Consider the following 11951-nt stretch of genomic DNA (forward strand, 5'->3'; position numbering starts at 1 on the left):
GTGCTGCACCGGGAAATGAATCGCCGGGGCGTCCGGCTGACGGCCAGCGTGCTTGCAAGACGCACTGGCGCCGGCATGCGGCGGTTACGAAGCGTTGTCGATATCCTTCGCGGGCATCGGGTAACCGAGCCGCACTGCAGGACAGGTGGACCGTTCAACCCCCGCGAAACCGAGGAAGGTGGGAATCAGTCGACCCGCTCGGCATCACCCGAGGCAGCGCATTTCATTTTCGTGATGTCCTGAATGAATCCGTCGGGTGCATCATTCGATGACTCTCGCCGGCGTCGACGCCTCCGCCAGCTGAAACAGGCAATCGCCGCGCCGCACCTGCGCGGGCACGCGCTTGCACACCACTTCGCCGTCGCCCTTGAAGCGGTGCAGCACCGGCTCGCGCAGCGGCGTATCGGGGAAGTGCACCCACGCGGCCGGCTGGCCGGCTTTTACCTGTTCGCCGAGTTCGACGAGCGGTTCATACAGCCCGCGTTCGTACGCATAGACGAAGTGACGATCGCCGTCGACGCGCAGGAAGCGCGTGACGGTCGGCGGCGCATCGGGCACGAGCGCGCCGTGCAGCAGGCCGATATGGCCGAGGTAGTGCAACAGCCCGTGGCGGCCGAGCCGGATCAGCGACGGATCGGCCATCCCCGCGCCGCCGAGTTCCGTGACGATCGAGATCGCGCCTTGCCGGCGCGCGGCCGATGCCGAATGCACCGGGTTCGGCGCGTGCAGCAGCGCGTTCGGCAGCCCGAACGCGACGAGCAGCCCGTTGAGCTTCGCGGCTTCGTCGGCGTCGAGCGGATCGATCGCGAGCATGTTGCCGCCCTGGTACAGCAACGAGCTGCCGCCCGAATGCAGGTCGACCAGATACTGCGCGCGCGACAGCAGCGCATGCTCGATGTAGTGGGCGATCATCTGCGTCGGCGTGCCGGTCGGGTCGCCGGGGAAGCTGCGGTTCAGGTTGCCTTCGTCGAGTGGCGACACGCGCAGGCCCGCATCGGCCGCGGGGAAATTCGCCATCGGCAGCAGGATCAACTGCCCGCTGACCATCTCCGGATCGATCTCGCGTATCAGCTGAGACACGATGATCTGGCCTTCGTATTCGTCGCCGTGGTTGCCGGCCATCACGAGCGCGACCGGGCCGTCGCCGTTGCGGATCGATGCGATCGGGATCGGCAGCCAGCCGTATGCGGAGCGATGCACGGAATGCGGCAGGCGCAGGTAGCCCGCATGCTTGCCTTGCGCATCGAGATCGATTTCGCAGTGGATGGGATTGCGGTGTGAGGAGGAGGCGGTCATGGCGACATCGTTCGAAGAACGGGAATCTGCCATCTTATCGGGAAACGAACGCCGCGCGGCACGCGCGGTGCGGCCGCTGCAAACGCCGTCAACCGGCCCGCACGCGAACGCGCGATACGCGCAACCGCAGCAGCCGTGTGCGATGTTGCAGCGCTGAAACGCATGCCGGCATGCGCCCACGGCGTTGCGCGTCAGCCCATCGTCGCGACAAGGCCGGCGCGCGTGGTCGCGTCAGCGACCCGATGTTTCAGCTTCGATACGGCCTTCTTCCCACAGTGCCCAGAAACGGCTGCCGGCGCGATACGGATTCGCGCGTCGCGCCGCGTGATCGGTGATGCCCTGGCGAAACGCGCCGTACAGCGTCAGCGGCGGATTGTCGACGCACGCGGCTTCACGGGCCGCAGGCATGCGGCGCTCGGAAACGAGCCGCCGGATCAGCGAGGCACCGTCGATCACGTCCACTTGATCGATCGATTCCGAGCGGCTGAGAACTTCGACGGTATTCATGTGTGGCCTCCCTGACATCCTGTTTCCCAGTCAAGGAGCAATAAGAGTGCCAGCCATGAAATACCGCGCGCCGCCGCGATCGTGCGGGCTTCTGCGGCGAACGCGGCACGCGGAACGGGCCGATGTTACGGAACACGTCACGTGACACGGGCGGGCGCGGCGGAACACGTGTGCGCACGCATCGAATCACGCAAAGCGTTTCCGGAATGAATCGAATCGCGGGAAGCGAAGGGACAGGCAGGGAAGCGAGGCGGCCGGCGGCGGAGGCGCGCGGCCGCTCAGTTCGCGGTCGCGGGCGTCACGCGACTGCTTCCGGCCGAGTAGAAGCGGTAGATCCCCTTGCCGGCCGACTTCGCGTCGTACAGCGCGCTGTCGGCCTGCCGGATCAGTTCGTCGGGAGAGCCGTGTCCGTCGTCGAGCGCGATGCCGATGCTGATCCCGAAGCTGACGGTCTCGCCGATCGACAGCGTGTACGGCGCCGAGATCTGCCGGATGATCCGCGCGGCGAGGACCGAGCAGGCCTGCATCGTGGTGGCGTCGAGCGCGACGACGAACTCGTCGCCGCCGATCCGTGCCGCCAGCTCGCCGGGCGGCAGCGTCTTGCCGAGCCGCTCGGCGACCTGCGTGAGCACTTCATCGCCGGCCTGGTGGCCGAAGCGGTCGTTGATCGCCTTGAAGCCGTCGAGATCGAGATACATGACGGCGAGCGTGGGGCTCGGCAGCTGCGGCCGGTGCGCGAGCATCCGTTTGAGTTGCGCATGCAGCTCGTGGCGGTTCGGCAACCCCGTCAGCGCGTCGTGCCGCGCGAGGTGCCGGATATGCTGCTCTGTCCGGCGGCGCGTGGTGACGTCCTCGACGATGATCACCGCGTTGCCGTCCGGTACGCGGTGGCGCGTGAGTTCGAGCTGGCGGCCGTCGGCGAGCGCGATGTCGAGTGGCTCCGGTTCGTCATGGTTCAGCCAGACGTCGCATTGCACGGCGAGGCCCGCACCGTCGGGGTCGGCGACCGCGTTCGCGCCGAGCGCCGCGATGACGTCGGGCAGCGGCGTGTCCAGCATGATTTCGCGCGGCGAGCCGAACAGTTGCGCGGTGCGACGGTTCGCGACGATCACGCGGCTCTCGCCGTCGATCATGCACAGGCCGTGCGGCATGTAGGTGAGGGCGGCGTCGAAGCGTGCGACGAGCTCGGCGTTGCGCTGGCGTGCGGCGATCAGCGCGACCAGCACGCGGTAATGACGCTGGACGACCGTGCGCATGGCGGCAAGATAGATCGCAAGCGGCGGCAGCAGCAGCCATGCGCCCGGCCTGTCGGCCAGTATCGCTCCGAGGCCGATCGGCAAGACGCCGAGCGTGACCTGCGTCATCGCGAGCCTGGGTAGCGCCGAGTTGCGCGACGCGATCCCGCCGAACACGCCGCCGGCGACCATCACCGACAACGTGCCGAGCTCGGGGTCGGCCGAATCCACGCAACCCATTACGCCGAGACCGAGCACGTAACAAGCGAGGAGCGACACGGGTGCGTAACGCAGCGCCCAGTACTCGGCGCGATCGTCGCCGGCGTCGCGGCGCACCGCATACGCGCGTGCGATCGCGAGCCGCGCGGCCAGCAGGCCGACGTCGACGACGAGCCACACGAAACACCAGAGTTGTTGCAGCCGGATCAGCGCGATCGCCGCGACGAACGCGCTGGCGAGGCCGGACAGCGCCATCGGGCGCACGTCCTCGAACAGCGTGACGAGCATCGACGGGCGCAGCGCCGCCGTCACGCGGTGATTGCCGCTGGGGGGCGTGGCGAGAACGGCGTTCAGGAGGCGTGCCTTGACTGCCATGGCTATTTTGACCTCGACACGATACGACGCATCGCCGGCCGCCCCGCATGGCACGGAGCGGGGGGATGGCCGGCGAACCGGATGCGCACGACATTACCATGAAACATCGGCCGCGCGTGCCATGCGGGGACGTCGGTGCGACACCGCGCGGTCGCGCACGTATGCCGCCCGCGACCGGGCGCCGCAGTCCGTCTGAATCCCGTTATAAGAAATTCAATAAGTATTTCATGCGAGAAATACTATAGGCGATATATCTAAACAATGCCAGAATGCGCGCCGCTCCGAACGCCGCGACACCCGATCGCCGTCCGAGCCGCATCAGGAGGTTCCCCCCAATGAAAAACCACGGCCTGTCACGGCGGGGTTTTCTGAAAGCCAGCGTGCTGGCGGGCGTCGCGGTCTATGTCGCGCCCATCGGCAGCCGCGCGTTCGCGGCGCTCTTCGAAGAAAAACTCCTCACCCCCGTCAAATGGGATAGCGTCACCGGCATCCCCCAATTCCGCATCGACGGCATCGCGAAGGTCACGGGCTCGAAAGTGTTCGCCCGTGACGTGCGCGCCGCCGACATGCCGCACTGGCCGCAGCAGCAGTCGCACGCGCTGATCCTGCGCGTCACGCAGGCCGACCGCACCTACGAAGGCTTCGACCTGTCGCTGCTCGGCGACGAGCTGAAGCCGGACCGCGTGGTCACGGCCGACGATCTCGCGCGCGACGGCGTCGCGTTCCCGGCGTTCTACGGTGACGACATGCTGTTGCCCGCCGGCAAGACGCCCGCGTATCTCGGCCATGCGGTCGCGATCCTCATCTACCACGACTTCGCACGCTTCCGCTTCGCGAAGAACGCGCTCAAGTTCCGCGACGACGTGATTCGCTACGGCGCGGTCACGGGCCCGCTCGAGCGCGATCCGTGGGGCACGTTCCGCTACGTGCGGGTGGGCGGCAAGACGGCCTACGACGACGATGTCTATTCGAGCCTGAAGGACGCGCCGATCTTCCCGAGCATGATGCGCAAGCACCTGCCGGTCTGGCCGGACGGCAAGGCGCACGGCAGGCTCGACGAGCAGGGGATGTTCCTGGCCGGCCAGATCGCCGCCGAACTCGATCGTCCGTCGGCCGACTGGCTCGTGTTCGACCGCGAGTACAACACGCAGTCGGTCGATACCGCCGCGCTCGAGCCTGACAACGCGAACTGCTGGTACGACGCCGCGACGCAGTCGCTGCACCTCGTCGTGCCGACCCAGTCGCCGCTCGAAGTGGCGGAGAACGCGGCCGCGATGGTCGCGAAATGCCGCTTCCCGGTGAGGAAGCTGTTCGTGCATCCGTGCTACACGGTCGGCTACGGCTCGAAGGATCACTGCAACGTGCCGTTCTACGGGCTCGTCTGCGCGCTGTACGCGGACGGCCGTCCGGTGCGGTTCGCGAACGACCGCTACGAGCAGTTCCAGACGTCGCTGAAGCGCCACGCGTTCAAGATGCATTACCGGATCGCGGTCGATCGCAACACGGGCCTCCTGCAGTCGTTCAAGGGTGACTTCGAGGCGAACGGCGGCGGGCGCTCGAACTTCTCGCCGTCGGTGGCGATGGTCGGCGCGACGGCCGCGCAATCGATCTACTACTTCCCGAAGAGCGACCTCGCGGCGGTCGCGATCGCGTCGCGCGCGATCGACGCCGGCTCGGCCCGCGGCTACGGCACGCTGCAGAGCATGGCCGCGACCGAGATGGCGGTCGACGAGATCGCCGCGCAACTGAACCTCGACCCGATCGAATTCCGCCTGCGCAACGCGCTGCGTTCGGGGATGAAGAACACGCAGGGCGCGATTCCCGCCGGTGCGCTGCGCGTCGACGAAGTGCTGGAGCGCGCGAGGCAGCATCCGCTGTGGACGCGTCGGGCGGCGCGCAAGGCCGAATTCGACGCAGCGAACCCGGGCAAGCGCTACGGTGTCGGCTTCGCGTGCGTGCAGAAGGACTTCGGCACGGGTGCCGAGGCATCGTTCGCGAAGGTCGAATTCGACCAGAACGGCAGGGTGTCGCTGCAACATACGGCTGCCGAGATCGGCACGGGGATGTCGACGTCGCAGGCCGTCGCGGTTGCGAAGTGGCTCGGCCGCCCGGCGACCGAGGTGCGCGTCGCGGTGACCGAATGGCCCGATCTGCCGGTCGAGACGAGCGGCGATCCGTACCTGATGTCGCAGGCCGACCAGGACCGGCTGAGCGCGAACCCGCGCTGGTCGCCGGGCTATGCGTCGCCGTCGAGCGCGACGAACTCCGCGTACTACTTCACGCACAGCACGCGCGAAGCCGCGCGCGCGGTGTTCCGCTACGGGCTGTGGCCGGCCGCGATGTCGATCTGGACGCGCGGCCTCGGCGGCGGCCAGGCCGCGCCGTACACGATCCGCATCGAGGACGCGCGCTGGGTCGACGGCAAGCTGACCGCCGACGGCCTGGAGCCGCTGACGTTCGAGCAGCTCGCGAAGCAGGCGCATGCGCTCGGCCTGCCGACCGGCGCCGTCGTGCACGTGTTCAACCGCTGGCAATGGACCGACGCCGAGTTCGACGTGGGCGGTGCAGTTGAACGTCTGCCGATCGACGGGCTGTCGCTGCGCGTCGGCGCGCCGAAGACGGGCGACGATGGCCCGATGCCCGGCACCGCCGCGCCGGCGGGCGCGACCGCGATGCGCGGCACGCTGGCGCCGACCGCGAACGGCTATCGCGTGCTGGACCGCAAGCGCGTGTTCATCCCGCCGACGAGCCGCAACAACGCGGCCGTCACGTATTACACGGCGGTCGGCACGCTGGTCGAGCTGGCCGTGCACGAAGCGACCGGCAAGGTCGAGCTGCTCACGCATCACTCGATCATGGAGTGCGGCAACCAGATCTCGCCGCAGCTCGTCTCGGGCCAGCTGCAGGGCGGCCTCGCGATGGGCATCGGCCATGCGCTGTACGAGTCCCTGCCGCTCTACGAAGACGGCCCCGGAAACGGCACGTGGAACTTCAACCGTTACCAACTGCCGCGCGCGACCGACGTCGCGGTGTGGTCGCAGACGGGCGACATCCTGCCGCCGCTGTCCGAGACCGATCCGCCGAAGGGCGTCGCCGAAGTGGTGATGATTCCCGTCGTCGGCGCGATCGTGAACGGCATCGCGCACGCGATCGGCCATCGTTTCACCGACTTGCCGGTGACCCCGCAAAAGATTCAGGAGGTGCTCGCATGACGACCGCCCAAACCGCCGCGTCGGCCGCGAGCGCCAGCGCGGCCGCGACCGGTGCGTCCGCGCCGAACGCGGCTTCGGCCGCCCCGGCATCCGCACCCGCGGCACCCGCTGCATCCGCCGCGGCTTCGGCCGCCGTCGAGCGTCCGCTCGTCCGGTTCCAGCAGAAACCGCTGTCGGTGAACATCAACGGCAAGTCCGTCGGCCCGATGCAGGTGCCCGAGGGGCTGATGATGATCGAGTTCCTGCACGAGTACGCGGGCCTCACCGGTTCGCGGCTCGGCTGCGGGCAGGGCATCTGCCACGCCTGCGTCGTGATCGTCGACAAGCCGGACGGCACGAGCGAGGAAATGCGAACCTGCATCACCGGCGCGCACTTCTTCCACGGCCGTTCGATCCGCACGATCGAAGGCCACGCGAAGCGCAACGAAGCGGGCGAGGTGGTCGAGCTGTCGCCGATCCAGCAGAAGTTCCTCGAGCACTTCAGCTTCCAGTGCGGCTACTGCACGCCGGGTTTCGTCAACGCGGCGACGGTGCTGATCGAGCGGCTGAAGCGCGAGCCGGTCGCGAAGGCCGACGTCGAGCGCACGATCACCGACGCGCTGAACGCGCACCTCTGCCGCTGCACGGGTTACGTCCGCTACTACGAGGCCGTGAAGGACGTGATTCTGACGACGCCGGGACTCGTGAAGGACGCCACATGACACGCACATTCGCCCATCGTGCGGCGCGGGCCGCGCGCCTGCCCGCACTCGCGGCCGCCTGCGCGCTGCTGCTCGCCGCCTGCGGCGGTCACGACGCGCCGGCTTCCAGCGCGGCTTCCGGCGCGCCCGGTGCCGACGCGATCGCGCGCGGCCGCTATCTCGTCAAGGCCGCGGACTGCGCGGCGTGCCACACCGCGAAGGACGGCGCGCCGTTCGCCGGCGGTGCGCCGCTCGAATCGCCGTTCGGCACGTTCTACGGCTCGAACATCACGCCCGACAAGGATCACGGGATCGGCAACTGGAGTGCGGACGACTTCTACGCCGCGCTGCACGACGGCAAGGCGCCGGGCAAGCGGCTGTATCCGTCGATGCCGTACACGTCGTACCGGCAGCTCACGCGCGCCGATACCGACGCGATGTACGCGTACCTGAAGACCGTGAAGCCGGTCGCGCAGGAAAATCGCGCGCACGAACTCAAGTTCCCGTACAACCTGCGCTTCGGCATGGTGTTCTGGGACATGGTGTTCCTGAAGGACAGCCTGCCCGACGCGTCGAGCGGCCAGTCCGCCGACTGGCAGCGCGGCCGCTATCTGGCGGGCGCGCTCGGCCACTGCGCGGAATGCCACACGCCGCGCGCGTTCACGGGGCAGCTCGACGGCGCGAAGCCGTTCGCGGGCGCCGCGCTCGGCCGTGTGGCCGCGCCGGACATCACGCCGGCCGGCCTCGCCGCGCGCGGCTGGACAGGCACCGACCTGCAGACGTTCTTCGGCGTCGGCATCGCGCCGCAAGGCTCGGCGTTCGGCGAAATGTATCCGGTCGTGCACCTGAGCACGCAGACCCTGACGAAGGACGACCTGCGCGCGCTGTCCGTGTACCTGCTCGGCGATACGGCGCCGGCACCGCAGCCGGTGAAGCCGGTGCCGGCCGACGCCGCGCAGCTCGCGGCCGGCCGCTCGGTGTATCTCGCGGTGTGCGCGGGCTGTCACGGCTTCAACGGCGAAGGCAAGCCGCACGTGGCGGTGCCGATGAACGGCAATTCGACGCTGCGTCAGGGCGACGCGCGCAACCTGCTGGTCGCGATGCTCGACGGCATCGACGAGCAGAAGTTTGCCGGCTTCGAAAACCTGCAGCCGATGCCGGGTTTCGCGCACACGCTGAGCGACGACGAACTCGCGCAACTCGCGAACTACCTGCGCGCGACCTGGGGCGGCCAGCCCGCGAGCGTTACGCCCGCGGACGTGAAGGCCATGCGTTAAGCGGCAGGGCGGGGCGTCGCGCGCGGTGCAGCCGGTTTCCGGTTGCGTTCGCGCGCGACGCCTCGCCCGATCCGGAAAAGCGGCGCTTCAGTAGCCGCCGCCTCCGCCTCCGCCGCCACCACCGCTACCCCCTCCGCTGCCGCCCGAGCCGCCGTAGCGGCTCATGCCGGACCCTTGCGACATACCGCTGCCGGACGACGTACATCCCGCCGATAGCACCAGCATCAGCGCCGCGACCAGCGCCGCGGCCAATCTTGCCGATTTCATTTCACTCTCCTTGGGCCGCGCAGGCCGCGCGGCAGGGCGGTTCGCGTGAACCGGCGACCGCGCGATGACGAAACGTTTCCGGCAGGCCCTTTATTCCATGCTTTTTGCGTATCGGCACGTCGCGGCATATAGCGACACGAACCGGCGCGCGGCGTGCACGGGTGCCGGATCGGCGGCGAGGTGCGGTGGCTTGGTACACTGCGGCTCGCCGCCATTCCGATTCCGACTACAAGAACCATGAGCACCGCTCTCGAGCGCCCGCCGCGCAAATCGTCACGTCTGTCCAATCACATCGTGCTCGGCTGCGTGTCGTTTGCCTTCGGCGCGCCGCTGGTCGCGGCGCTCGTCTGGCCGGGCGTGATGCTGATTGCGTGGTCCGTGATCAACGGGCCGCAGTGGGACACGCTGAAACTCTGCGCAGGCATGGTGCCGCTGATCTTTGTTGCGTCGTTCGTGTTCGGCTATTTCCTGCCCGCGACGATCGCGGGCGGGATCATGGGTGCGATCGGCACGCGCATCCGGCGGCGCGGGTTCGTGTTGTTGGGCGTGATCGCCGGCACCGGTCTGATGGTCGGTTATGTGTTGTTGCTGACGCATCTGATGAACGATGATGAAATCGGCGGCATCAACGTGATCGCGATACTCGATTCGTTCGTGACATCGGCGGTGATGTCGCGCTGGCTGCATCGTCGGCTCGAGCGGTTGCGTTGAGCGCGACGCGGGTGTCCGTCCCGCCGTCGCCGCGGCGTTCGATCAACGATCAACGATAAACGAGATCGGCGCGGCGGTTCTGCGCCCATGAATCTTCGTCGTGGCCGAGCGCGACCGGCTTTTCCTTGCCGAGGCTGACCGCTTCGAGTTGCGTGGCCTGCACGCCCAGCGTTTCGAGCGCGCTCATCACGGCTTGCGACCGGCGTTGGCCGAGCGCGAGGTTGTATTCGGACGTTCCGCGTTCGTCGGTGTTGCCCTGGATCAGCACGCGGCGAGACGGATGGCTGCGCAGGTAGTCGGCGTGCGCCTGCAGCAGCGTCTGGTATTCCGGCTTCACGGAGTACTGGTCGAAATCGAAGTAGACGCTGCGCTTCGCGAGCGGGCTGTTCGGATTGTCGAGATCGTCGGCCGCCACCGTGGCGACCGCCTCGCTCGACGGCGCCGGCGCCATCCCGGCATTCTCGGGCGTTTTCGCCGCGTGGTGGCAACCCGCCAGCAGCGCGAAGGCTGCCATGACCGCAAATCGGTTCGTTTTGCTCATCGTGCGTCTCCTGCGGTTGACTGCATGGAAAGCGTGGTGCGCGCGATCTGCCGCGTCACGCATGCGGCGAGACGGCACGAACGTGCCGGCTGCCGGGCGCGATGCGCTTTCGTAAGCCGGCGATGTGCCATATGAAAGATTGTCTTGGCCGGAACGCCGACACACGGCGCCGCTGCAACCAGATTAGGAAAAATGTCACAGCGTGACCAGTTTCTCCGTCATTTTTGGCGCGGAAACGAGGCAGGACGCATTCTTGGTTGCGCGAACGCCACGGCATGCGCCGCGCATGCGTGATGTGCCACTCCGGTGCGGGCGCGTCGCCGCCCGTCAGAACTTGTGCCGCAACCCGAGCGCGACCACCACCTGGTTGCTGTTGGCTGACGGCGTCATCGTCCAGACGGTCGCGTTGAACGCGGGATTGCCGTCGCCGCCGCTCACGCTTTGATAGACGGCTTCGAGATACGCGTCCGTGCGTTTCGAGAACGCGTAGTCCGCCTGCGTGACCACGTGGTTCCATTTCGGGCGCGTCTGGCCCGTGCGCGTGTCGAAACGACCCATCGTGTACGTGTACGCGGCGGCCAGGCTGAACGCCGGCGTGACGAAGTAGCGGCCGTCGACCGTGAAGTTGTCGAAGACGAGCGCCTCTCCCTTCAGCGGCGTGATGCCGCTGCCCTGGAGCACGCCGCTCACGCCGTCGGTGGCCGAGTGCGACCACGCGGCGCCGACCGAGTGCGGGCCGAACGAATAGCGGCCTGCCAAGGCCCAGATCTGCTGGTTGCCGCCGGTGATCGTCGCCGAGCCGTCGACCGTGCTCAATGCGCCGTCCGGGTTCGGTGCGTTGCGGTCGCGGCTGATCTTCAGGTAACCGGCGCCGAGCTTCAGCGGTCCGTTCGCGTACCCGAGCCCCGCGCTCCATACGGCGTTGTTCGAGAACGCGCCGGCCGTGTTCGAGAATCCGTACATCGCGCCGAACGTCAGCCCGCGATATGTCGGGCTCGTGTACTTCACCGCGTGGTTGATGCGCAGGTTGCGGTTCGAGTCGTCGTTGTCGTACGGATGCACCGCGAGGTTGCCGCCCCAGCCGGGGCCCGACGCGCCGAGCGGCGTCACGAAATCGAGGATCAGGTCGTACTGGCGGCCGAACGTGAGCGTGCCGGCCGTGCGCGAGCTCACGCCGATCCGCGCCTGACGGCCGAACATGTCGACGCCTTTCTGCGACAGCTTGCCGGTCGTGCCCGAGAAGCCGTTCTCGAGCGTGAAGACCGCCGCCATCCCGCCGTCGAGATCCTCGCGGCCGCGCAGCCCCCAGCGCGATGCGTTCAACGCACCGCTCGTCAGCGCGACGCCGCCGCTGCCCGGCGAACCGGCGCCTTGCGTACGCTGGTTGGTCGAGTAGGTGATCGATGTGTCGATCAGGCCGTACAGCGTCACGCTGCTCTGCGCTCGCGCGACGCACGGAATCAGGAAGCCGGCCACGCAGGCGGCGATCACGGTCCGCGGGAGCGTGCCGGCAAGACGGCCGCCGCAGGTGGCAGGCGACGCGGCCGAGCGCGCGCCGGCGGGCTGGCTGGTTTTGCAGTAATGCATAGGATTTCTTATCGTTGGTCTTCGGCCCGATCGCCGGTGGGTCG

10 protein-coding genes are annotated in these 11951 nt (G+C 68.1%); 4 read left to right on the forward strand and 6 right to left on the reverse strand.

The annotated features are described in order from the left end of the window. Nucleotides 1–261: 261 nt before the first annotated feature. The 3 genes from DIE23_RS21525 to DIE23_RS21535 form a co-directional block, all read right to left on the reverse strand. A complete protein-coding gene (locus DIE23_RS21525; RefSeq protein ID WP_124613991.1) occupies nucleotides 262–1296 on the reverse strand; it encodes a succinylglutamate desuccinylase/aspartoacylase family protein in 1035 nt (344 codons plus the stop codon). Nucleotides 1297–1527: 231 nt separating this feature from the next. Next, the gene (locus DIE23_RS21530) at nucleotides 1528–1803 is read right to left on the reverse strand and encodes a hypothetical protein (RefSeq protein WP_124613992.1); all 276 of its coding nucleotides are present in this window, start codon (nucleotides 1801–1803) and stop codon (nucleotides 1528–1530) included. 278 nt (nucleotides 1804–2081) lie between these two features. Continuing rightward, nucleotides 2082–3632 carry a sensor domain-containing diguanylate cyclase gene (locus DIE23_RS21535; protein ID WP_124613993.1) on the reverse strand — a complete coding sequence of 517 codons (1551 nt, stop codon included), beginning with the start codon at nucleotides 3630–3632 and terminating at the stop codon, nucleotides 2082–2084. 335 nt (nucleotides 3633–3967) lie between these two features. Here DIE23_RS21535 and DIE23_RS21545 point away from each other — a divergent pair, with 335 nt between their 5' ends. The 3 genes from DIE23_RS21545 to DIE23_RS21555 are packed head-to-tail and all read left to right on the forward strand — an operon-like array spanning nucleotide 3968 to nucleotide 8801. Next, nucleotides 3968–6844: a xanthine dehydrogenase family protein molybdopterin-binding subunit gene (locus tag DIE23_RS21545; protein WP_124613995.1), complete on the forward strand. Its 2877-nt coding sequence runs from the start codon at nucleotides 3968–3970 to the stop codon at nucleotides 6842–6844. Further along, nucleotides 6841–7545, forward strand: a complete 705-nt coding sequence (locus DIE23_RS21550; protein WP_124613996.1) for a (2Fe-2S)-binding protein — start codon at nucleotides 6841–6843, stop codon at nucleotides 7543–7545. Before DIE23_RS21545 ends, DIE23_RS21550 begins: the two co-directional genes overlap by 4 nt. After that, complete coding sequence (locus DIE23_RS21555; RefSeq protein ID WP_124613997.1) at nucleotides 7542–8801, forward strand: cytochrome c; 1260 nt, start codon at nucleotides 7542–7544, stop codon at nucleotides 8799–8801. The genes DIE23_RS21550 and DIE23_RS21555 overlap by 4 nt, the downstream gene beginning before the upstream one ends. Before the next feature lie 87 nt (nucleotides 8802–8888). On the opposite strand, the gene DIE23_RS21560 is transcribed toward DIE23_RS21555, so the two are convergent. Beyond that, nucleotides 8889–9068: a hypothetical protein gene (locus DIE23_RS21560; RefSeq protein WP_124613998.1), complete on the reverse strand. Its 180-nt coding sequence runs from the start codon at nucleotides 9066–9068 to the stop codon at nucleotides 8889–8891. 237 nt (nucleotides 9069–9305) lie between these two features. Here DIE23_RS21560 and DIE23_RS21565 point away from each other — a divergent pair, with 237 nt between their 5' ends. Further along, the gene (locus DIE23_RS21565) at nucleotides 9306–9779 is read left to right on the forward strand and encodes a hypothetical protein (protein ID WP_124613999.1); all 474 of its coding nucleotides are present in this window, start codon (nucleotides 9306–9308) and stop codon (nucleotides 9777–9779) included. A gap of 49 nt (nucleotides 9780–9828) precedes the next feature. Here DIE23_RS21565 and pal read toward each other — a convergent pair whose 3' ends face one another. After that, nucleotides 9829–10320, reverse strand: a complete 492-nt coding sequence (gene pal, locus DIE23_RS21570) for a peptidoglycan-associated lipoprotein Pal (RefSeq protein WP_124614000.1) — start codon at nucleotides 10318–10320, stop codon at nucleotides 9829–9831. Nucleotides 10321–10647: 327 nt separating this feature from the next. Further along, nucleotides 10648–11907, reverse strand: a complete 1260-nt coding sequence (locus DIE23_RS21580) for a porin (RefSeq protein WP_124614002.1) — start codon at nucleotides 11905–11907, stop codon at nucleotides 10648–10650. Nucleotides 11908–11951 lie beyond the last annotated feature (44 nt).

The organism is Burkholderia sp. Bp9143 (genome assembly GCF_003853645.1).
In the GTDB taxonomy this organism is placed as follows: domain Bacteria; phylum Pseudomonadota; class Gammaproteobacteria; order Burkholderiales; family Burkholderiaceae; genus Burkholderia.